The sequence below is a fragment of the Exiguobacterium sp. PvP048 genome, from assembly GCF_040549175.1.
GTDB classification, from domain to species: domain Bacteria; phylum Bacillota; class Bacilli; order Exiguobacteriales; family Exiguobacteriaceae; genus Exiguobacterium_A; species Exiguobacterium_A artemiae.
In genome coordinates this window covers 78,411-100,910 of sequence record NZ_JBEPSU010000002.1, presented here as the reverse complement: position 1 = coordinate 100,910, position 22,500 = coordinate 78,411, and the positions used below count along the sequence as shown (strand labels likewise).

Genomic DNA, 22,500 nt, shown 5'->3' with positions numbered 1-22,500 from the left:
TATCGGAAGGGTTGTCTGACTTCTTAACCCAAAAATCAAATTCAGAATTGTTTTAAAACAAAAAGCGTGTCCTTTTTACAACAACTGTTGTAAAAAGGACACGCTGGTTTTATCAAATTAAATTAGTAGTCGCTGTCTGAAGTTCCACCTGTAACGATGGCAATTCCGGCAGAAGCACCGATGCGTGTTGCGCCGGCATCGATCATTGCTTTTGCTCCTTCAAAATCACGAACGCCGCCTGAAGCCTTGACACCGATGTCAGGTCCGACTGTTTCACGCATGAGACGGATGTCTTCTACCGTTGCGCCGCCTGTTGAGAAACCAGTAGACGTCTTAACGAAATCCGCACCGGCTTTGACTGATAACTCAGCAGCTGTTTTGATTTCTTCTTTAGTTAAGAGGCAGTTCTCGAAGATGACTTTGACGAGTGTGCCGTTTGCCGCTTCGACAACTGCACGAATGTCGCGTTCAACGAGTGAAAGGTCACCGTCTTTTAATGCACCGATATTTAGGACCATATCGATTTCTGTTGCACCGTTTTTGATGGCATCTTGTGTTTCAAATGCTTTTACTTCCGGTGTGTTTGCACCGAGTGGGAAGCCGATGACTGTACATACTTTGACCGCATCGTCTGATTTCAAGAGTTCTGCCGCGAGTGCTACGTTTGTCGGGTTGACACAAACACTGGCAAATTTGTATTCGAGCGCTTCTTTACAAAGTGTTTCGATTTGAGCACGTGATGTTTCTGCTTTTAAAGCTGTATGGTCGATCATTCCTGCTAAATTCATGATTCAGTTCCTCCTTAAGGATATCCCTTAGACTCTGTTTCCATTCTATCACGCAAGAGGTCAGACTTCTATCTTTTTACGCGACTTTTCGCAGCTGTTTTTTTCGAATCAGCAAACCGTTTAATGTAAAGACGAGTGCCGCTGACCAAATGAATGTAAACGCAATCAAGTGTGTTCTCGTAAAGGGTTCGTTATACAGAAGAACACCGATCGCAAGCGACAAGGTCGGAGCAACGAATTGCAGAAAACCGACGACCGTAAACGGAATCCGTTGAGCACCAAATCCGAACAATAATAACGGAACGGCCGTGATGATACCGGTTAAGAAAAGTCCAATCATCACAAACGGAGAAGAGGTAAAGGTTTCTTGTCCACTGACTCCCATGTATCCTAAAAATAATAAAGCAATCGGTAACGGAGCCAGTGTTTCAATTGTCAGACTGACGGTTGACTCAAGCGGCCGTTGTTTTTTGACGACACCGTAAAAACCAAAGCTGAAAGCCAGGGCGAGAGAAATCCAAGGAAACTTTCCGTAACCGATCGTCAGGATCAAGACGCCGATTGTTGCGAGAAGAATCGCGAGCCATTCAATCCGGGATAACTTCTCACGGAAAAAGAAAACACCAAAGATGATGCTGACGATCGGATTGATGTAATACCCGAGCGATGCTTCGACGATAAAATTATGATTGACCGCCCAAATGTAGATGAACCAGTTCATGCTGATGATCAGCCCGTTCAGGAAAAACAGACGCCGGGTAAAGGGATTCTTCAGCGCACCGGTAAACTTCGGCAATGCTTTTTGAAGTGATAATAATAACAATAAGAAAATAAACGACCAGACGATCCGGTTTGCTAAAATCTCCTCACTCGAGACGGTCGCCAGCAGTTTCCAGTAGATCGGCAACAGTCCCCAAATGACATAAGCGGCTAATGTCGCGAAAAAACCTGATTTATTCATGATTCATTTCCTCTTTTCTCGATCACGATACTTTTTTCATTTTCATCCGTCCGCTCGATATCCCACTGATTGTAAATAACGCGACAGCCAGCCAAATGAACAGGAAGGCGACGAAGTGAACCGGTGTAAAGACGTCATTGAATAAAAAGACACCGAGAATCAGGGTCAAGGTCGGGGCGATATATTGTAAAATCCCGACGTAGACGAACGGAATTTTCGGCATTCCGTATCCGAACAACATCAATTGGACCGCAGTCGCTACGCCAAGCATGACGATGGCAAACAGTGCTTCCGTCGGCAAGGCAATCGGATTTGCTCCGGTCAGACCAAGCGTCAGCACGGCAAACGGTAACGTCACGAGCGTCTCAAGAAACAGACCGGATAACGGTTCTGCCGCCGCCTTCTTTTTCAGAACCCCATAAAAAGCAAACGAAATGGCGAGTGAAAAGGCGATAATCGGAAACTTTCCGTATCCGAATGTCAGAATCAAAACACCTGTCACGGCACTCGCCATCGCAAAAAGTTGAGCACGGTTCAGGCGTTCTCCGAAAAACAGCAAACCGAACAGGACACTGACGAGCGGATTAATGTAATAGCCGAGTGAAGACTCGACGAGATACCCTTCGCCGATTGCGTACAAATACAAGGTCCAGTTCCCACCAAGGACAAGTCCTGCTGCAAGGACGGTATTACGTTGACGTTTACTTTGCCAAAGTTGTTTGACGTGCTTAAATTTCCCGGTCAGTCGCAGTAATAACATAACAAAAATAAAAGCACTGATGATGCGAATCGAGACGACCGTCCATGCCGGTACGTGATCCGCAAACAGTTTGTAGATCGGTAATAATCCCCCAATCACATAGGCGACGAAGGTCGCACTCATTCCCCGTTTATCCACGATGAACCCCCTTATATGTATACAAGTAAAGCCGCCATCATCATGGCGACTTTTTTCAGCTTATTGTTGATCGAGTGTCTCGAACAATGTTTTCATTTCCGACTCCGTCAAGTCACGCCATTCCCCAATCGGTAAATCACCGAGTTCGATGTTCATGATCCGGACGCGTTGCAGACGTTTGACACGGTAACCAAACTCTTTGCACATCCGGCGAATTTGCCGGTTCAAGCCTTGGGTCAAAACGATTCGGAACGTACGCGACTCGAGCTGTTCGACGACACATTCTTTCGTCGTCGTCCCAAGAATATCAACGCCGCCCGCCATGCCTTCGATAAACGTTTCCGTAATCGGTGCGTCGACCGTCACGATGTACTCTTTATCGTGATTGTTTTCCGCCCGTAAAATCCGGTTAACGATATCTCCGTCGTTCGTCAGGATAATCAAGCCGTCCGAATCTTTGTCGAGTCGTCCAATCGGGAAAATCCGTTTCGGATGATTGATGAAATCAATGATGTTGCCTTCGATGTCACGTTCCGTCGTACACGTGATACCGACCGGTTTGTTTAAAATCAAGTACTCGAGATCCGGTTTTGCCTGAAGCGGCTGTCCGTCAATTTCGACAGCATCCGTTTTTTCGACTTGCGATCCGAGCTCGGCGACGTTGCCGTTAATCGTTACACGTCCTGCATCGATCAGCTTATCGGCTGCGCGGCGGGAACAATATCCTGTTTCACTGATGAATTTATTAATTCGCATATCCTTATCCTCTTTCTCTTGTGTAATCTTTACTCAGTGTAGCGTATCCGTTCCTTGAAAACAAAAGAATTTATCGGACTGTAAAATAAAATCCGCCTTCCTGTAACCGGAAGGCGAATCCCTTTTAAATCGCTTGCTCTTTTAACGTTTCCATGACGCGGACGAATTGTCCGTCATTCATCGGATAACCCGCTTTGCTGATTTTGACGCGAACGAGTTGACCAATCAATGATTCGTCTCCTTCAATCGCGACACGTAAGTAATTGTCTGTATAACCGACAAGACGACCGCCTGCCTCTTCCGAAAATTCTTCCGGAATGATCTCCAGCAGTTCTCCTTCGTACTTCGACGCATATTCCTTTGCCAGCTGATCCGACAACGCAATCAGACGTGCGACACGTTGCTCCTTCACCTGCTCATCAACCTGATCGTCCATCATCGCAGCCGGTGTTCCGGTCCGCTTCGAGTAAGGGAAAACATGCAGTTCGCTGAACTTATGATCGTTGATGAAGTTAAACGTCTCCATGAACTCTTCTTCCGTCTCGCCCGGGAAACCGACGATGACGTCAGACGTAATCGCACAGTCCGGCAGAACTTCTTTCAGACGTGTAATCCGTTCTCCGAACTCTGCCATCGTATATTTCCGGCGCATCCGGCGTAAGACCGTATCCGACCCCGATTGAATCGGAACATGCAGGTGGCGGACGACGATTGGCGAATCTTTCAAAACATCGAGTACTTCATCCGTGATTTGACTCGCTTCAATGGAAGAAATTCGGAGCCGTTCAAGACCTGTCACGGACTCGAGTGCTTTTAACAACTTCGCCAAGTTGTAGTCTTTTAAGTCTTCCCCGTAACCGCCTGTATGAATACCGGTCAAAACGATTTCCTTGTATCCGGCATCGACAAGTTGTTGCGCCTGTTTCAAGACATCTTCCGGTTGACGGGAACGCATCAGACCGCGTGCCCAAGGAATGATGCAGAACGTACAGAAGTTGTTGCATCCTTCCTGAATCTTCAGGGAAGCCCGTGTCCGGTCGGTAAAGGCCGGCACATCGAGTTCTTCATAGACTTTCGCCTTCATGATGTTCCCGACGGCATTGATCGGCATCCGTTCTTCGCGGAACTGTTCGATGTAACCGATCATCTTATGACGGTCCTGTGTGCCGACGACGACATCGACGCCTGGAATCGCCATGATTTCCGCAGGTGATGTCTGGGCGTAACATCCCGTGACGCAGATGACGCTGTCCGGATTTTGACGGATTGCCCGCCGTATGACCTGGCGGCTCTTTTTATCACCGGTATTCGTTACTGTACATGTATTGACGACGTAAACGTCGGCATGATCTGCAAAGTCGACACGTCCATATCCCGCATCCTTGAACAGTTGCCAGACGGCTTCTGTCTCGTAATGATTGACTTTACAACCAAGCGTTTGAAAGGCAACCGTTGCCATTTCACTCACCCTTTCAATTCAAAATGATACGATACGGCGGAGAGGACGTAGAGTGGTGCCGTTTCCGTCCGCAAAATCCGTCGTCCGAGTGATGCCGGCACGAATCCGCCAGCGGTTAACCGCGTTACTTCTGTTTCCGTCAGTCCACCTTCCGGACCGATTACGACCAATAACGAGTCGCCTGACTGAAGCCGGGACAACGTCGAAGCAAAGGCTGCCGCCTCTCCCTCTTTTGCCGATTCTTCATAGGCAATCAGACACGCCGTATAGTCGGTAGCACATTGTAGAACTTCATCATACGTCACATACTCAATCGTCGGCAAGTGTGCCCGGTAGGATTGTTCTGCTGCTTCTTTGCTGATTTTTTGAAGACGTTCGAGCTTCTTCGGAATCTTTTTCGCATCCCATTTCGAGACCGAGCGGGCCGACTCAAACACAAGCAGCCGGCTGACGCCAAGCTCTGTCGCTTTTTGGGCAACGAGCTCCACTTTATCACCTTTCGGCAGGGCATAGGCAATCGTCACATGAATCGGCAGTTCCGTATCGATCGGCAGTTCTTCGACGATCTCCGCGACGGCTGTTTGCTTATCCAGCTGCTCGAGCCGGCAACGGAACAATCCCGTTCCGTCTAATACTAAAATTTCATCACCGACGTCCATCCGCATGACATTTTTCATGTGATGGGCATCGTCTTTCGACAAAGTAAAAAAATTCCCCGCACGGGCGGTCTGTTCGACGAAATATCGTTGCATCGGTTTACGCCTCGCGTTTCGCGATAATCGCGACCCAGTCTTCGAGTTTCGTCGTCTCAACGATCGTGAATCCGGCAGCGACCATCGCGTCACGCACCATGTCTTTTTTCTGACCGATGATACCGGAAGCGATGAAGTGACCGCCTGGTAATGTCAGTTCATAGGCGTCATTGACGAATAACAAAATCACTTCGGCCAGGATGTTTGCGACGATCAATTCGACCGGCTCTTTGAGTTCTTTCATCAAATCGCCTTGACGGACTGTCACTTGCTGGCTGACTTTGTTTAGCGCCACATTATCGGTTGCCGAACGAACCGCGACTTCATCCAAATCAAGCGCAAAAACATCCTTGGCACCGAGTTTGGCCGCTGCAATCGCGAGAACACCCGAACCGGTCCCGACATCGACGACACGATCGTTGTCTTGAAGATAGTTTTCAATGGCTTGAATACAGAGGACGGTCGTCGGGTGTGTTCCTGTCCCGAATGCCATGCCTGGATCGAGCTCGATGATTTTCTCATCCGGTTGCGGTGTGTACTCTTCCCACATCGGTACGACCGTCAAATGACGGCTGATTTTAACCGGTTTATAAAACTGTTTCCACGAATGGGCCCAGTCTTCTTCATCGACCTGTGTCAGCGTGACAGTTCCTGCTCCAATCGTCAGACCGAATTTCGTCAGCATCTGAATGTCGCGTTCGATTCCTTTGATCGTATCCGTCAAATCACTGCTTTCCGCAAGATACGCTTTGACGAGGACACCGCTGTCCGGATATTCGTCGCGCTTCTTCTCATCCCAAATCTCACCGAAGTTATCTTCACGGTGTGACATCATTTCGAAATCTTCGACGTCCTCGATGACGACACCGCTTGCTCCTGCTTCATGTAAGATGTTCGAGACTGCTTCGATTGCTTCTTGTGTCGTATGGACACAGACTTCTGACCATTTCATTTCCTGTCACGCTCCTTTAGTGATCACCCTGTAAAGAATGTTTTGATCCGGCTGAATACGCCTTCGTGTTGTTCTTCGACACCTTTTTCATCACTGATCTCATTGAACTCACGGAGTAGTTCTTTTTGACGGTCTGTCAGATTTTTTGGCGTGATGATGACGACGTTGACATATTGATCCCCGTGATGGCCTGAACGGACGTTTGGCATCCCTTTGCCGCGCAGACGGAATCGTGAACCGGTTTGTGTTCCGGCCGGAATCTTTAAGCTGACTTTTCCGTGAACTGTCGGCACTTCAATTTCATCGCCAAGCGTCGCTTGTGTGAACGTAAGCGGCATATCCATCACGATATGATCGTCGACCCGTTCAAACAATTCATGTTCGCGGACACGAACGACGACGTACAGATCTCCGAATGGTCCGCCGTTGACGCCGGCTTCCCCTTTACCTGCCAGGCGAATCTGTTGACCGTTGTCAATCCCGGCTGGAATCTTGACACGAACATCTTTGTTTTTACGGACACGACCTGCTCCACGGCATGTTTCACATGGTTCTTTGACGATTTGTCCACGACCGTGACATGTCGAACATGTCGTTTGATTGACGACACGTCCGAACATCGTGTTTTGCTCGATGTTGATGTGTCCTGATCCGCCACAACGTTTACATGTTTCCGGATGTGTTCCCGGTTTAGCACCTGAACCGTGACATGTTCCGCAATCTTCTTCGACTGGAATCGTAATGACTTTCTCGACACCAGAGAAAGCTTCCATGAAGTCGATTTCTTCGACATATTGTAAATCCTGTCCTTTACGCGGGGCATTCGGATCTTGACGGCGTCCGCCGCCGAAGAACATATCAAAGATGTCGCCGAAGCCTTCTGCTCCGCCAAAGCCACCGCCGCCTTGCGATGGATCCTGGTGACCAAACTGGTCGTAACGGGCACGTTGGTTGTCATCTGACAAAACTTCATAGGCTTCCGATAACTCTTTGAACTTTTGATCGGCATCCGCCTCTTTATTGACATCCGGATGATACGTCCGGGCTAGTTTTCGGTAAGCTCGTTTAATCTCTGCTGCTGAGGCATCGCGCGCGACGCCTAACACTTCATAATAATCGCGTTTTTCCACGTGCATTCTTCCTCTCTTTAGGTCCGATTCATTTCATACTGTTTGATTTTACCGAACTTCAGGCGACATGGAAAGAGCCAAAGCGCGGATTACGCTTTGGCTCTCTCTAGCGCCCGAAAAATCGGTCGGTTACTTATTTGTTGTCTTTATCGTCGACTTCTTCAAATTCAGCGTCCATGACATTGTCATCTTGTCCGCCAGCTTGCGCACCTTCAGCGCCCGCTTGTTGTTGAGCCATGTTTTCGTAGACTTTTTGCGTCAATTCTTGAACAACCGTTGATAATTCGTCTTTTGCAGAACGAATCGCTTCGACGTCTGTTCCTGCGAGTGCAGTTGTTACTTTTTCTTTTGCCGCTTCCGCTTTTTCTTTATCAGCTGCGTCAATTTGCTCGCCAAGATCTTTGACTGCTTTATCCGTTGCGAAGACAAGTTGATCCGCTTCGTTACGAAGTTCTACTTCTTCTTTACGTTTGTTGTCAGCATCTGCGTTTGCTTCTGCATCTTTGACCATTTGGTCGATGTCTGCTTCAGTCAAACCGCTTGATGATTGGATTGTGATCGATTGTTCTTTGTTCGTACCAAGATCTTTCGCTGATACGTTAACAATTCCGTTTGCATCGATATCGAATTTAACTTCGATTTGCGGCACACCGCGTTGTGCTGGCGGAATATCCGTCAATTGGAAACGACCGAGCGTTTTGTTGTCTGACGCCATTGGACGTTCACCTTGAAGAACATGAATGTCAACAGCTGGTTGGTTGTCAGCAGCAGTCGAGAAGACTTGTGATTTTGAAGTCGGGATCGTCGTGTTACGGTCGATCAATTTCGTCATCACGCTACCCATTGTTTCGATTCCGAGTGAGAGTGGTGTGACGTCGAGAAGGACAACGTCTTTGACGTCCCCTGTCAATACGCCACCTTGAACAGCTGCTCCGAGGGCAACGACTTCATCCGGGTTAACCCCTTTGAACGATTCTTTGCCTGTGAAGTCTTGAACGGCTTTTTGAACCGCAGGAATACGTGTTGATCCACCAACGAGGATGATTTTGTCGATTTTGTCTGGTGTCATGCCAGCATCGCTGAGAGCACGACGAGTTGGTGCCATCGTCCGTTCTACGAGATCAGCTGTCAAATCATCGAACTTCGCACGTGACAATGTCATTTCAAGGTGAAGTGGACCTGCCGCGCCAGCCGTGATGAACGGAAGACTAATTTGTGTGGAAGAGACACCTGAGAGGTCTTTCTTCGCTTTTTCAGCAGCGTCTTTCAAACGTTGAAGCGCCATTTTATCTTGGGCAAGATCGATGCCGTTGTCTTTTTTGAATTCTGCAACCAAGTGGTCGATGATTTTTTGGTCAAAGTCATCTCCACCAAGACGGCTGTCACCGGCAGTTGAAACGACTTCGAAAACACCATCTCCGAGTTCGAGAATCGAAACGTCGAATGTACCGCCACCTAAGTCATAGATGAGGATTGTGTGGTCTTCGCCTTTTTCAAGACCGTAAGCAAGTGCTGCTGCCGTCGGCTCGTTGATGATCCGTTTGACGTCAAGACCAGCGATTGTTCCTGCATCTTTTGTTGCTTGGCGTTCTGCATCGTTGAAGTAAGCAGGAACCGTGATGACCGCTTCCGTTACTTTTTCACCAAGGTAGTCTTCCGCTTGTGCTTTGAGTTTTTGAAGAATGATGGCAGATACTTCTTGTGGTGTGTAGTCTTTGCCTTCTACTTCGACTTTATAGTCTGTACCCATATGACGTTTGATCGACATGATGGTGTTCGGGTTTGTGATGGCTTGACGTTTTGCGACTTCCCCGACTTGACGCTCGCCGTTTTTGAAAGCAACGACAGATGGAGTCGTCCGGTTTCCTTCAGCGTTTGCGATAACGACAGGCTCTCCGCCTTCCATTACTGCGACACATGAGTTTGTTGTTCCTAAGTCAATACCAATGATTTTTGCCATGATAAATTCCTCACCTTCGAATAGTTAGTAGTGTTACATCAGATCGAAATGTAGCTTATTCTGCGACTTTGACCATACTTGGACGAATGACACGATCGTGTAATTTGTATCCTTTTTGGAATTCCGCTGTGACGACACCTGATTCGTGTTCTTCACTCGGCTCCTGAACGACTGCCTGATGCAGGTTCGGATCAAAGGCTTCCCCAACTGCTGGAATCTCAATGACGCCTTCATTTTGAAGTGTTTCCACCAATTGACGTTTGACCATCTCGACACCGGCAAGGACAGATTTTGTCTCTTCGTTGTCTGATTCGATTTGAAGTGCACGGTCAAGGTTATCGACCAATGGAAGCAATTTCTCGACGATTGTCTGAGAAGAATACTTCGCACGGTTTTCGGCTTCAATCCGGTTCCGGCGTTTAAAGTTGTCAAAATCCGCACGAAGGCGTAATTCTGATGCTTTTGCTTCCGCAAGTTGTGCTTCGAAGTCGGGGGTTGCCGGTTCTTCAACGAGATCCGCCTGAACGACTTCTTCTTCTGTTACTTCAACTGTTTCTGCTTCTGTTTGTTGCTCGGTTGTTTCTTCAGTATTGAGGTTTTGATTCTGCTTATTTTCTTCCACTCTGAATCGAGCCCCTTTCTATATTCAATCCAAGCTGTTCTTACGCAACTCGGTTTGGAATGCTTGTAAAAGATGAATGATCGAATTGATGCCTCGATTATAATCCATCCGTTTCGGCCCAATCAGGGCGAGTGTGCCAAGTGAAACGCCATCAACGGAATAATGGGCACGAATCACGCTGCAGTCTTTTAAGGCATCGACGTTATTTTCACTGCCGATCGTAATCAAAATCTGATTATCGAGACTCGGACTCAAGAAATCAAACAAGGCTTCCTGTTGCTCGATCAACTCGAGGACCGGACGCAATTTCGCGACATCCTGAAACTCCGGTTGATCAAACATGTTGGCTTTTCCCCCGAGATAAATCAAGGGACGTTCCTCATGCTGATCCGTCAAGACGATATCGAGTGCTTTTGACAGTAGGGTCGTCTGTTCCGAATGTTCGGAACGGAACCGTCTGATTTCTTCGAGCAGACGGAGACGCAACTGACTGAGCGGCGTTCCGCGCAGCGTTTGGTTCAACCGTTCCATCAAGCGGCTGGCCGCCTCACGTGAGAGGGCTTCCGCGAGCTGAAGTGTCTTATGTTCGACGTGACCGGTTTCTGTCACAAGAACGATGACGACACGTCCTTCCGCCAAGGGAATCAGTTCTAAATGATGGAGACGTTGTCCTTCTTCTTTTGGACCTAATACAAGCGTCGTATAATGTGTCAATTCGCTCAACAAGTCCGCTGTATGTCGGATTAACCGATCATTTTCATTCACGGAATGGGCAAATAACGATTTTAACGCTTTTGCCTCTTGCGGTGAGATGCTTTCCGGACGAATCAGATGATCGACATAAAATCGATATCCGAGCTCGGATGGAATTCGACCTGCAGAAGTATGTGGCTTTTCAATCAATCCCATTTCTTCGAGGTCCGCCATCTCATTTCGAATGGTCGCGGAACTGAACGTCACGTCACTCCGTTTCGAGAGCGTCCGTGAGCCGACGGGTTGAGCGGTTTTGATATAATCATCGACGATTGCACGTAAAATCAACAATTGGCGATCCGTCAGCACCTTCTTCACCACCTTATTTTGTTAGCACTCACTTTTAACGAGTGCTAATTACATCTTTACTATAAGGAATTGGCGAAATGATGTCAACCAATTTGCTGAACCCTTTGAAGACTTTCCCATTCTGCGATACAGTGAAACAAACGACGAAAAGGATGATATCTATGCTCGAACTGTTTGCAATGGCTGGAGTGTTCGTTTGGGTGTTCATCGCGATCATCGGTACAACCGCCTACTTTTTACGAAAACCGAAAAAATAAAGCGGCGCCGGATACTTTCGTATCGGCGCCGTTTTATTTCCTGCTGTTCTGTTATTCCACTTCTGCTTCGCCGATGAACTCGGCAAATACTTCGTTGGCGAGCGGGACACCGGCGTCCGTCAGACGGAGATGAGTCGCTGTCCGTTCGACGAGTCCGCGCGGCAATAGTTTCGCAATCGTCTGACCGAAGACCCGGTCGAGCGAATACCCGTATTTTTCTTCGAAGTGCCGTTCCGACACCCCTTCTTTCATCCGTAAGCCGAGAAACATCTCTTCTTCCATCCGTTCGACTTCCGTCAACGGTGTTTCATTACGGACCGGCAATCCTTCCGCTTTGATGTAGTGTGGAATCGGTGCGATGTTTGCCCGCCGTGTTTTGTTGATGTAACTGTGGGAGCCGGCACCAAATCCGTAATATTCATCATTTTCCCAGTAGACGCGATTATGCCGACTTTCCCGGCCCGGCAGAGAAAAATTCGAAATCTCATATTGGTTTAATCCGCCGGCTTCAATCATTTCAATCATCAAACGGTACATATCCGCCTCTAAATCCTGCGTCGGTAACGGCAACTTGCCTTTTCGTTCTTGAATCGCAAAAACAGTATGCGGCTCAAGAATCAATGAGTACGACGAGATATGCGTGATTGGCAAACGTAATGCCCGTTCGACATCATACCGGACTTGCTCAAGCGTTTGGTTCGGTAAGCCGAACATCAAATCAACCGAGATGTTGTCAAAGCGCTTTGCCGCATGATCGAGCGTCTCTGCGACTTTCGCTTCCCGGTGCGTCCGGCCGATCCGTTCGAGTAATCCGTCGTCAAATGACTGGACACCGAAGCTGACCCGGTTGACGCCGCCCGCTTTCATGATATCGAGTTTTTCCGGCGAAACGCCGTCCGGATTCGATTCGACGGTATACTCAAGTGTCGCATCCGTCAGCGGCAGAAGGTGCTTCGAAATGATATCCATCAATCGTTGCATCTGAGCTTCATTTAAGGCAGTCGGTGTTCCTCCACCGATGAAGATCGTTTCGAGCCGATCCGTCGGATAGTGTTGTAACGTCAGTTCGATCTCCCGTTCCAATGCATCCAGATATTCTGCAACCGGCTGATTTTTTAAAAAGACTTTATTAAAGTCACAGTAATAACAAATATGCTCACAAAATGGAATGTGGACATATGCGGCGCGTGGTGTCATTTCGCCTCATCCTTTCTTTCCTTAAACAGAAAAAGGGTGCGCCAGAAACGCCCCCTTTGTGTCTTCTTTAATCTTCATCCATCGACAGAACCGACATGAAGGCTTCTTGCGGTACCTCTACCGAGCCTACCATCTTCATACGTTTCTTACCTTCTTTTTGCTTCTCGAGCAATTTACGTTTACGCGAGATGTCTCCGCCGTAACACTTGGCGAGAACGTTTTTACGCAACGCTTTGATTGTCGAACGGGCAACAATCTTCGTTCCGACGGCTGCTTGAATCGGTACTTCGAACTGCATCCGCGGAATGAGTTCTTTTAATTTATCAACGATGACTTTCCCGCGTTCATACGCAAAATCACGGTGAACGATGAAGCTCAGTGCATCGACGTTTTCATTGTTTAATAAGATATCCATCTTGACGAGACGTGACTGCTGATAGCCGATCAATTCATAATCAAGCGACGCATAACCTTTTGTGCTCGATTTCAACTGGTCGAAGAAATCGTAGACGATTTCCGATAACGGCAGTTCATACGTGATTTTAACGCGTGTCGTATCAATATATTCCATATCTATGAACGTTCCGCGTTTCTTTTGACAAAGTTCCATAATGGCACCCACATAATCGTTTGGTGCCATGACGGCTGCCTTAACATACGGCTCTTCGATGAACTCGACTTTTTGCTGTTCCGGCATCTTCGACGGGTTATCAACATGCAACACTTCTCCTGCCGTTGTCGTAACATGATAGATAACCGACGGCGCCGTCGTAATCATATCAATGTTGAACTCGCGCTCAATCCGTTCCTGAATGATTTCCATATGAAGCATTCCGAGGAATCCACAACGGAAACCGAATCCGAGTGCCTGTGATGTTTCCGGCTCGAATTCAAGGGCTGCGTCACTTAATTGAAGACGCTCGAGTGCTTCACGCAAATCGTTGTAACGTGCCGCATCAATCGGATAGAGACCACAGTACACCATCGGGTTCATCTTCCGGTATCCCGGTAAAGCTTCAGTCGCCGGTTGCTTGGCCAAGGTAATCGTATCCCCGACGCGGACATCGCCGACTGTTTTAATAGAAGCCGATAACGTTCCAACGTCTCCGACCGTTAATTCTTTTTGACGAAGCGGTTTTGGTGTCGAGACAGCAAGTTCCAAGACTTCAAAGTCTTTTCCGGTCGACATCATCCGGATCTTGTCACCGACCTTTACCGTACCGTTGACGACACGAATTGACGCGACGACACCACGATAAGCATCATAGTAGGAATCAAAAATCAATGCTTCGAGCGGCGCTTCCGGATTACCCGTAGGTGCCGGCACTTTCGCCACGATTTGTTCAAGGATTTCTTCAATCCCGATACCGGCTTTCGCGGATGTCGGAACCGCTTCAGAAGCATCCAGACCAATTACGTCTTCAATCTCTTGACGAACACGTTCAACGTCTGCTGAAGGCAAATCAATCTTATTGATGATCGGCAGGATTTCCAAGTCGTTATCGAGTGCCAAATATACGTTGGCAAGCGTTTGGGCTTCAATCCCTTGCGCCGCATCGACGACGAGAACCGCCCCTTCACAGGCTGCAAGAGAACGGGAAACTTCATATGTGAAGTCGACGTGTCCCGGTGTATCGATCAGATGGAGGATATATTCCTCACCATCTTTTGCCGTATACTTCAACTGAACAGCGTTCAATTTAATGGTAATTCCGCGTTCCCGCTCAAGATCCATGGCATCCAGTGTCTGATCTTTCATCTCACGTGATGTCAAAGCGCCTGTTTTTTCTAAAATACGGTCTGCAAGTGTCGATTTCCCGTGGTCGATATGGGCGATGATCGAGAAGTTTCGAATACTTTTTTGCCGCTTTAAACGATCTGCATTATTCATGTTTATAGTCACCTTACCTTATAGTCAAACGTACATACGCTTCATTATACCAAAAATTACACGGGGTGCACCATCTCGTTTTGTTTTACCGAAAAACAAAAATCGAAAGAAACACTGGAGCTGTTATTGCTTTTAAGAAAAACGTTTGCTACAATTGTGTTTGTTCTGTTGAACGATAAATGCAGATATGCGAATATAAATCTCGAATGAGTTTTCTTGGAGGTGAATCATCCATGGCTAACATTAAATCAGCAATCAAGCGTGTTAAAACAGCTGAAAAACGCCGCGTCGCTAACGTACAACGTAAATCGTCTATGCGTTCAGCTATCAAAGCAGTCGAAACTTTCGCTACTGAAGGCAACAAAGAGCAAGCGCTCGTAGCTTTCAACACAGCATCTAAGAAAATCGACAAAGCTGCTGCTAAAGGTCTTATCCACAGCAACAAAGCTGGTCGTGACAAATCACGTCTCGCTCGTCTCGTAAACGCACTTTAATTCTTCCTTGAAGGAATACAGTGATTGAATCACCACCTGGAGCCTGCTCCGGTGGTGATTTTTTTATGTTTAAAAACCATCCGACGGTCTTGTCAGATGGTTTTACTTTTTCTCAGAAACGATCCACCATGATATGATGCGGACCAATTCCTTCAATCTCAAATGATTCGCTTGCCACCGTCAAACCTAGTCGCTCATAAAAAGGAACGGCAACGAGTCGGGCGTTACACCACCAACCGTCTGCACCTTGTGCTTTCAGTCGATTCCGTGCCTCTTCCAACAATGCTTTTCCATACCCTTCACCACGGACAGCAGGACTTGTCGCCATCCCCCGTAATTGATAGGTCAATTCCGGATAAGTCTCATGGGAACGCTGTATGAAAGTACCGACTGCGACGATGTGTCCGTCCTTGATCCCTCCGAGGTGAAAGGTGCCTTCCCGTTGATCGTCCGGATACGTACACATCTCAATTGGTTGGTTCGGGCGCAATACTTCATGTCGAAGTGAAATGACTTCAGGTGCTTGAATGATTCGAATCTCCATCTGTTTTGCCTCCTATAATGTAGCGAGCCGCACAATCAAGGCATCAAACAAAATTCGTTTGTCTCCTCTGCCCGTCTTCATCCCTTCATCCGTCGTCGTAATGGCGACCAACGCCTGCTCCAGCTGCGCAAACGTAAAGCGTTTCCCCGCCTGTAAGGCCAGTTTGATGGCATAAGGATGCGCTCCGACTTTTGACGCGATTTGCCGCTCCCCGTATCCTTGTTCCGCCAGACGTTTTGACAACAGCATCATCCGATACTGGCGTGCCATCAGCCCGAGTAATGCCAAGACTTCCTGTCCCTGTTTTTCAAGATCCCGAATCAAACGAATCGCCGGTTCCAGTTGTCGTTTCATCAAATAATCCGTCAATTGGAATACGTTATCCTCTAACGTCCGCGGCACCAGTAAATTAACATCTTCCAGTTCAATCGTCGGATGATCCCCGGCATACAGCATGAGTTTATCCAGTTCACGTGTCAGTGTCGCCCACATCTCACCCGTCAAAAAAATCAATCGTTCGATAGCCGGCCGCTCCATCCGGTATCCTTTGTCGTTAACAGCATCCATCACGAAACGAAACAGTTCTTCCGTCGTCGGTTTCTTCGCCTCGAGTATGACAGCCCGGTCCTTTAACCGTTTGACGATTGTTTTCCGCTCATCCAGTTTCTCCGCCTCGACGATCAACACGACCACTGCATAATCGGCAGGTTGAACGATGTATTTGGCTAACCGTTCCACATTATGTGTTTTTTTATCCTTTGCACCCGTTAAAAAAGTAGCCGGTTTGGCAATGACGACACGGTAATCACTTAAAAAAGGGACGGTTTCCGCTTCGTCCAGGACGGCGTCGAGCGGTTGGTCGTTTAAATCAATTTTCATGTAGTCAAAACGTTCACCGTCCGGTAAAGCGGCTTTGACGATTTCACGTTCCCACTCTTCCAAAAGATGTCGTTCCGTTCCATATAATAAATAAAGGTTCGCCAGTTTTCCGTTGACAAGCCAAGGTGTTTTCATCTTCCCCACCACATTTCACAGTTTGTTCTTAACTTCATCATAGATAATCCTCTTTTATTCCGCTATACTAGAAGCGGAATCTATTTTTAGGGGGAATGCAGCATGGCACATTCAGTACGTCCACCAAGTGAGAATGCGTTTGAAAACGACATTCAGTCAAAACGTAATGACGCGCTTGACTCAGCGGTCGGTTTTGGCGCATCGTTCGGCTTTTTCGCAGTCTTGTTCATCATTGGCGTTGTCATTAAATTCTTAAGCCTATAATCAATAAAACAGCAACCTTGGGGGGTTGCTGTTTTTTATTTTAGCATAGGTTCACAGCCCGTTGCAGAACAAGTTATCATTCCCGATTGATCGGTCCGCATGACGGTCCGGTCTCTTGTTCGTTCCAGTACTTCCGGATGAGGATGACCATACCGGTTGTTCCGCCCTGCCGAAATGATAACCAGATCCGGATCCGTTTTCTGCAGAAGCTGTTCTCCGGTCGATGTTTTCGAACCATGATGACCGGCTTTTAAAATATCGACCTTCTGGACGGACCACGTCTCCTCTTGATCAATACTGGCATCCCCCGTCAGCAAGACGCGCTTCCCCGCAACATCGGCAAGCAATACGACCGACCGGTCATTTTCTTCTTCTGCGTTTGTTGCCGGAGCCACCACTTCGAGCCAGGGACGAATCCGTTGTCCCGAATGAATGAATTGAATCCGTGTTCCTGTCGCTTCAATCTGATCAATCAATGCGCGCCGTTTCGGATCTTGATTATCAAACTGTCCCATATAAACCGTGTCTACTTGAATCTTCCGCAAGAGACCGACCAATCCGCCGATATGATCATGATCCGCATGTGTGACGACCAATCCTTCAATGTGTGTTTCTCCCCGTGTATGTAAAAACGGGGCAACGATTTGTCCTCCCGGATCAAACGGTCGTAACGGCGGACGGATGGATAAGGAAAACGCTCCTCCTGTATCAATGACAAACGTTTCCCCCGCTTTTTCAATGACCGTACTGTCTCCCTGTCCGACATCAAGAAAGGTAATTCGCTCCGGCGTCTGATGGTCCATATAGAGGCTTGCTGCAAGCAGGCCGACCAGCGGGACCAGATGCCCGAACCATCTTCGTTCGGCTAACCACCAGCCGCTAAGGACGGTTCCTGTCCCGATCAGAAGTACGGGCAACGAAAAAAGATGAACAGCAACCGTCGGGACAGGCAGCTTTTCCGCCCAAGTCAATGCTTGATCGAGAAAAGACGTCGCCTGACCATGCAGACGAATCAGATTATCGGACGATGGAATCAGTACCGCGGTACCGACCAGGAAAGACAGCGGTAAAATCACCCATTCTATCCACCCGCCAAGAAGAATGTTCAATAATGGCGACCACAACGAAACTTCCGTCTGTTGCGCCAGCTGCAACACAAGACTTGTCATGATTTGAGCCCAGAGGCTGATCAGCAGCCAGTTCCAAGGACGTTTGATTTTTTCCCACATCTTACGGGACAGGAGCAGAAAAATCGTTAGTCCGACAGTCAGTTGAAATCCGACATCATACAAAGATGTATACGAAATCGCCAATTGAAGCGCACCAATCAAACTGACGACCCACAAAGGATCCGGCCGCCGGTTGATCCGGTGACAAAACAGCAACACCATCGCGACACAGACCGCCCGTGTGACCGGGGCACTCCATTCTGTCAACCATCCATATAACGGCAAAGTCAACAATAGAAATTCAAATCTCCGCTCCCGCGTCAACCGCAGTTTTTTTAAGAACCACAAGACCGTCAAAATTAAAAAGGCAATATGTGAACCGGAGATGACGATCGCATGCAAGAGTCCGAACTTTTTAAAGCGTTCCATCGTCATCTGATCCATTAAGCGGTCTTCGCCTAACACTAAAGCTTCCACATACAACGCTTGTTTGACCGGAAGTTGTTCAATCCGTGTCATCCACTGCTGGCGAATCCGCCGCCCGTTCGCTCCCAATCCGGGAGTTTCGGTGCATTTGCCCCATTTCACGACCTCATATTTCCCCCGTAACTGTTCGGTGCGCATCCAACGGGCTTCATCAAATCCGCCCAGATTCACTCTCGGCAACACCGGCCGTTCTTCCAACTCGACTTCACAGCGTTGTCCGATCCGTTCATAGTCGCTCTCTGTTTTTTCATCCAATGTGGCGGCGACAACGATTTGTTGATTATGGGATTTTGCGAGATACCGGATTCGGTCCCCGTTCTGTTTCGCGTCCAGAATATCGATGACTGTGATCGGTGCAAGCGGCTGTTCTGTCGGCATACTCAGTAAAAACACGACCGTCAGTCCTAAAAGTGACAAAACAGAATACCTCGACATCGACCAGGACTTTAGTATAAGAATCATTGAACAGATTGCAACCAGCCACAGAGATTCCTTTAAGGCAATAAGTCCGATCATAAAAAACAACGGAAACAGCGGCATCAGTAGACAATGAGATATGCTTTCAGATTTTCAAGTGTCTTTGGTCCGAAACCTTTTACATCTCCAAGATTTTCATACGTTGCAAAACCGCCTTTTTCTTCCCGGTATTGTAGAATCGCACCGGCTTTAGCAGGACCGATTCCCGGCACTTCCAGCAGCTGTTCTTCTGTCGCTGCGTTTAAATCGAGCAGTCCTTTCGGAATTTCTGCCTGTTCAGAAGTTTCCGGTGCCGCCTTCTTGGATGACTTGGCCTTTTTTCTAGTCGGAACAATCACTTCCTGACCGTCAATTAAACGTGCTGCCAGATTAAGTTGTTTGATGTCCGCTTCCGCCGTCACTTCCGCTCGTTTAATGGCATCTTGAACGCGATCACCGAGTCGAAAACTGTATGGACCGGGCCGCTTGACCGCCCCTTTGATATCAACCATGATTTTTTTCTGGACGAGCGTCTGATCCGCCGAACGGTCTTCTGCCTGTGCTTCCTGTTCTCGTTCAACGACTGCCGGTTTTTCAACCAATGCTTCGTTCGAACATGAAGGCAGCGGAACAAATAAGACAACGAGCAGTAAGAGAACAACCGTGATCGTTGCTACTTGCTGTAAACGTGGAATCGTCATCCATATCCCTCCTGTCCCTTCGACTGTATCAATCTTTCCGTCGCTTCTGAACAGGACTAATCTTCATTATCCGGTGACGTGCCTCTCCTGACCGCCTTTATTCTTCCCTTTGATTCAATCATCCATCGGTTCACCCGAAAACAACGTCAAAAAAACCATCAACATGAGATTCGTTGATGGTTAGAGACCTTTATATTTTTTCAGCAACGAAAAAAATACGTTCGGCTGTTTCAGTTGGTGCATCGGATGTGAAATCACCGGTTACGGCACATACACGAAAACCTGCTTCGCGCAACCAAGTGATATATTGTTCCGGCGGATATGTCCGTTGATGATGTGTCTCGTCGACACGATCGTACCGGCCGTCCTCGCCTTCAATAAAGAAGGTCAGTTCATGGACAACCGATAACGGTTCTTCACCGGGATCTGCGAACCAGATATACGAACTTTGCTCGGCATGGGTGGCGTATGTTTTCCCGTTAAATAACGTCTCCATTTTATACGGGGAATGAACATCGAACAACAACTTTCCACCGTCCGTCAACAAACGTGCTGCACTGTCGAACGTCTGTTTGACATCTGCTTCCGTCTGCAAGTAATTCAAGGAATCACATAAAATCGTTATCGCATCCACCGGTTCCGGCAATTCCAGTTCCCGCATGTCCTGTACCCAAAAATCAACGTGCCGATTGGTCTCCATTGCTTTTTCTTGGGCAATTTCAAGCATCTCTTCCGATAAGTCGACACCGGTGACTTCATAATGGTCAGCCAGTAACAAGGTTGCCGTTCCGGTTCCGCAACCGATATCCGCAATTCGCTTGCCGGGCTCGACCTGTTCAAGTACCCACGCGACCCATTCGGGATACGGGACGTCTTGCATCAGTTCGTCATAGACATACGCAAACTGTTCGTACGCCATTAGTCAATCTCGACTTCGACTTTAGGAGCATCTGCCCAGAGCTTCTCAAGGTTGTAGTAATCACGGTCATCACGGTGGAAGACATGAACGACAACGTTCTCAAGATCTGCGAGGACCCAGCGTGCCGCGTCCATTCCTTCTAGTCGTTTGATCGGTAATTCATTTTTGTGCGCGACTTCTTTCACTTCACGCGCGATGGCTTGCACTTGTTTTTCCGAGTTCCCTTCACAAATTACGAAGTAATCCGCGATCGGTGAAATGCTCGACATGTCGAGTACGACGATGTCCTCGGCACGCTTATCATCAATTGCATTTACGATTAATTTTAATTCTTGTTCGACTGTCATAGGACGGTCCCCTTTCGTTTTTCCGGCACGAACGCATTATACGTCTCAATCGTCAACGGAAAAATCACTGTTTGTTTTTTGCATAAAAATGAAATCGTCTGAACAAGTGTCGCGATGACAGCTTGCGTCAAATCTTCCTGCGCGATTTGCCGAAGCTGTTCGACACCCGGATAATGACGATTCGGTTCAATCGCATCTGCGACAAAAATGACTTGATCGAGCAGCGGCATGTTCGGAGCACCCGTCGTATGGTTGGCGATGGCTTGATAAATATCAGCGTCTTCCACCCCGAGTTCCCGCTTGACAAGTTCTGCCCCGACCGGTGCATGCAATAATTCTTCATCATAATTGAGTAATTCATCCAGTCCAAGTTCTACTGCCACGTCCTGCATCTCGGACACATTCCGATATTTCGCATAATCGTGCAGCATGGCTGCCAAAGCAGCCTTGTCTTCTTGAACTCCGTATTGTCGTGCCATTTGAATGGCGGTCTCGACGACACCGAGTGTATGGATGTAACGTTTTTCAGGCAATGTTTCCTTAATGATTCGTTTCGCTTCTTCAAGTCGCATAGAGGTTCCACTCCTCGATTAATTGTCGGACCGGTTCCGGAACGAGATAACGAATACTGCGTCCTCTCGCCACCCGTTGCCGGATATCGGTCGAAGAGACTTCAAGCAACGGCATATCGACTGCTGTGACACGCGCACCTTCCGGAATCAGATAACGACTGCCCGGACGTGCGACTGCCCCGAACTCGATTTCCTTGTACAACTCTTCCGACCGGTGCCATGTCCCTAAACTGACTAATGAATCCGCACCAATCAGGAAAAAGAATGCATGCTCGGGATAACGTCTCTTCAGTTCCCGGATTGTATCAAACGTGTACGATTTCGTTTCCCGTTCGAACTCAATCTCCGATACTGAAAAATCCTGATTGTCCCGGACGGCTGCTCGGACAAGTTCCAGCCGTTTCGCCGCACTCGTCACGGTCGATTGTTTGTGCGGAGGCAGTTTTGCCGGCAAAAACCAGACCGCATCCAGTTGAAGTTGCTCTTTTGCTTGTTCCGCAATCAGCAGATGACCGATATGGGGTGGATCAAACGTTCCGCCCATCAAACCGATCTTCATCGCGGTAATTGAAGTGTCTTATTCTCTTTCGATTCCTTGTAGAGAACGATGACTTTTCCGATGACTTGAACGAGTTCTGCATTCGTTCCGTCAACGAGCTCAGCCGCGACATCTTTCGGAGCGTCGGCACAGTTTTGAAGCACTTGTACTTTCAAAAGTTCACGTTTTTCGAGTGCATCCATCAAGTCTGCACACATCGCTTCACCAACACCGTTTTTTCCAACTTGGAAAATCGGGCTTAAGTCGTGAGCCGTTGCGCGTAAATACCGTTTTTGTTTACCTGTTAACAT

General features: G+C 47.9%; 24 protein-coding genes. 2 read left to right on the top strand and 22 right to left on the bottom strand.

Translation table 11 applies throughout. The features are described from left to right. Positions 1–122: 122 nt before the first annotated feature. The 13 genes from deoC to lepA all read right to left on the bottom strand — a co-directional run bounded on the left by deoC (position 123) and on the right by lepA (position 14,685). On the bottom strand, positions 123–788 hold the full coding sequence (gene deoC / locus ABIC15_RS05030) for a deoxyribose-phosphate aldolase (RefSeq protein WP_012369694.1): 666 nt from the start codon (positions 786–788) through the stop codon (positions 123–125). Positions 789–864: 76 nt separating this feature from the next. Further along, a complete protein-coding gene (gene rarD / locus ABIC15_RS05025) occupies positions 865–1,749 on the bottom strand; it encodes an EamA family transporter RarD (protein WP_354019893.1) in 885 nt (294 codons plus the stop codon). Positions 1,750–1,771: 22 nt separating this feature from the next. After that, entirely contained in the window at positions 1,772–2,647 is an 876-nt protein-coding gene (gene rarD, locus ABIC15_RS05020) for an EamA family transporter RarD (RefSeq protein ID WP_354019892.1), read from the bottom strand. Positions 2,648–2,707: 60 nt separating this feature from the next. Further along, complete coding sequence (rluF, locus tag ABIC15_RS05015) at positions 2,708–3,403, bottom strand: 23S rRNA pseudouridine(2604) synthase RluF (RefSeq protein ID WP_354019891.1); 696 nt, start codon at positions 3,401–3,403, stop codon at positions 2,708–2,710. 124 nt (positions 3,404–3,527) lie between these two features. After that, entirely contained in the window at positions 3,528–4,862 is a 1,335-nt protein-coding gene (gene mtaB, locus ABIC15_RS05010) for a tRNA (N(6)-L-threonylcarbamoyladenosine(37)-C(2))-methylthiotransferase MtaB (RefSeq protein WP_290830054.1), read from the bottom strand. A 5-nt stretch (positions 4,863–4,867) separates the two neighbouring features. Next, positions 4,868–5,614: a 16S rRNA (uracil(1498)-N(3))-methyltransferase gene (locus ABIC15_RS05005; RefSeq protein WP_318092684.1), complete on the bottom strand. Its 747-nt coding sequence runs from the start codon at positions 5,612–5,614 to the stop codon at positions 4,868–4,870. Between the two features lie 4 nt (positions 5,615–5,618). After that, positions 5,619–6,566 (bottom strand): 50S ribosomal protein L11 methyltransferase, encoded by a 948-nt coding sequence (gene prmA, locus ABIC15_RS05000; protein ID WP_290830050.1) that lies wholly within the window; start codon positions 6,564–6,566, stop codon positions 5,619–5,621. A 23-nt stretch (positions 6,567–6,589) separates the two neighbouring features. After that, positions 6,590–7,696, bottom strand: coding sequence for a molecular chaperone DnaJ (gene dnaJ, locus ABIC15_RS04995; RefSeq protein WP_354019890.1), 1,107 nt, complete (start codon positions 7,694–7,696; stop codon positions 6,590–6,592). 133 nt (positions 7,697–7,829) lie between these two features. Next, positions 7,830–9,656, bottom strand: coding sequence for a molecular chaperone DnaK (gene dnaK, locus ABIC15_RS04990; protein ID WP_012369686.1), 1,827 nt, complete (start codon positions 9,654–9,656; stop codon positions 7,830–7,832). Positions 9,657–9,711: 55 nt separating this feature from the next. After that, complete coding sequence (gene grpE, locus ABIC15_RS04985) at positions 9,712–10,278, bottom strand: nucleotide exchange factor GrpE (RefSeq protein ID WP_318092682.1); 567 nt, start codon at positions 10,276–10,278, stop codon at positions 9,712–9,714. A 24-nt stretch (positions 10,279–10,302) separates the two neighbouring features. Then, entirely contained in the window at positions 10,303–11,340 is a 1,038-nt protein-coding gene (gene hrcA, locus ABIC15_RS04980) for a heat-inducible transcriptional repressor HrcA (RefSeq protein ID WP_214765997.1), read from the bottom strand. A gap of 308 nt (positions 11,341–11,648) precedes the next feature. Continuing rightward, complete coding sequence (gene hemW / locus ABIC15_RS04975; protein ID WP_318092681.1) at positions 11,649–12,794, bottom strand: radical SAM family heme chaperone HemW; 1,146 nt, start codon at positions 12,792–12,794, stop codon at positions 11,649–11,651. 67 nt (positions 12,795–12,861) lie between these two features. After that, positions 12,862–14,685, bottom strand: coding sequence for a translation elongation factor 4 (lepA, locus tag ABIC15_RS04970; RefSeq protein WP_354019889.1), 1,824 nt, complete (start codon positions 14,683–14,685; stop codon positions 12,862–12,864). 233 nt (positions 14,686–14,918) lie between these two features. Here lepA and rpsT point away from each other — a divergent pair, with 233 nt between their 5' ends. After that, on the top strand, positions 14,919–15,179 hold the full coding sequence (gene rpsT / locus ABIC15_RS04965; RefSeq protein ID WP_012369681.1) for a 30S ribosomal protein S20: 261 nt from the start codon (positions 14,919–14,921) through the stop codon (positions 15,177–15,179). A 112-nt stretch (positions 15,180–15,291) separates the two neighbouring features. Here rpsT and ABIC15_RS04960 read toward each other — a convergent pair whose 3' ends face one another. Continuing rightward, entirely contained in the window at positions 15,292–15,723 is a 432-nt protein-coding gene (locus ABIC15_RS04960) for a GNAT family N-acetyltransferase (RefSeq protein WP_012369680.1), read from the bottom strand. A gap of 12 nt (positions 15,724–15,735) precedes the next feature. Continuing rightward, positions 15,736–16,737, bottom strand: coding sequence for a DNA polymerase III subunit delta (holA, locus tag ABIC15_RS04955; RefSeq protein WP_354019888.1), 1,002 nt, complete (start codon positions 16,735–16,737; stop codon positions 15,736–15,738). 102 nt (positions 16,738–16,839) lie between these two features. Here holA and ABIC15_RS04950 point away from each other — a divergent pair, with 102 nt between their 5' ends. Further along, positions 16,840–17,001, top strand: coding sequence for a YqzM family protein (locus ABIC15_RS04950; RefSeq protein WP_012369678.1), 162 nt, complete (start codon positions 16,840–16,842; stop codon positions 16,999–17,001). Positions 17,002–17,036: 35 nt separating this feature from the next. Here ABIC15_RS04950 and ABIC15_RS04945 read toward each other — a convergent pair whose 3' ends face one another. The 7 genes from ABIC15_RS04945 to yhbY form a co-directional block, all read right to left on the bottom strand. After that, positions 17,037–19,172, bottom strand: a complete 2,136-nt coding sequence (locus tag ABIC15_RS04945; RefSeq protein WP_483298752.1) for a DNA internalization-related competence protein ComEC/Rec2 — start codon at positions 19,170–19,172, stop codon at positions 17,037–17,039. 23 nt (positions 19,173–19,195) lie between these two features. After that, complete coding sequence (locus ABIC15_RS04940; protein WP_214848170.1) at positions 19,196–19,813, bottom strand: helix-hairpin-helix domain-containing protein; 618 nt, start codon at positions 19,811–19,813, stop codon at positions 19,196–19,198. 190 nt (positions 19,814–20,003) lie between these two features. Beyond that, positions 20,004–20,732, bottom strand: coding sequence for a class I SAM-dependent DNA methyltransferase (locus ABIC15_RS04935; protein WP_114596447.1), 729 nt, complete (start codon positions 20,730–20,732; stop codon positions 20,004–20,006). After that, a complete protein-coding gene (rsfS, locus tag ABIC15_RS04930) occupies positions 20,732–21,079 on the bottom strand; it encodes a ribosome silencing factor (RefSeq protein WP_012369674.1) in 348 nt (115 codons plus the stop codon). Before rsfS ends, ABIC15_RS04935 begins: the two co-directional genes overlap by 1 nt. Further along, positions 21,076–21,651 carry a bis(5'-nucleosyl)-tetraphosphatase (symmetrical) YqeK gene (yqeK, locus tag ABIC15_RS04925; RefSeq protein WP_354019886.1) on the bottom strand — a complete coding sequence of 192 codons (576 nt, stop codon included), beginning with the start codon at positions 21,649–21,651 and terminating at the stop codon, positions 21,076–21,078. Before yqeK ends, rsfS begins: the two co-directional genes overlap by 4 nt. Continuing rightward, the gene (gene nadD / locus ABIC15_RS04920) at positions 21,641–22,210 is read right to left on the bottom strand and encodes a nicotinate-nucleotide adenylyltransferase (protein WP_114596449.1); all 570 of its coding nucleotides are present in this window, start codon (positions 22,208–22,210) and stop codon (positions 21,641–21,643) included. Before nadD ends, yqeK begins: the two co-directional genes overlap by 11 nt. Further along, a complete protein-coding gene (gene yhbY, locus ABIC15_RS04915; protein ID WP_012369671.1) occupies positions 22,207–22,500 on the bottom strand; it encodes a ribosome assembly RNA-binding protein YhbY in 294 nt (97 codons plus the stop codon). Before yhbY ends, nadD begins: the two co-directional genes overlap by 4 nt.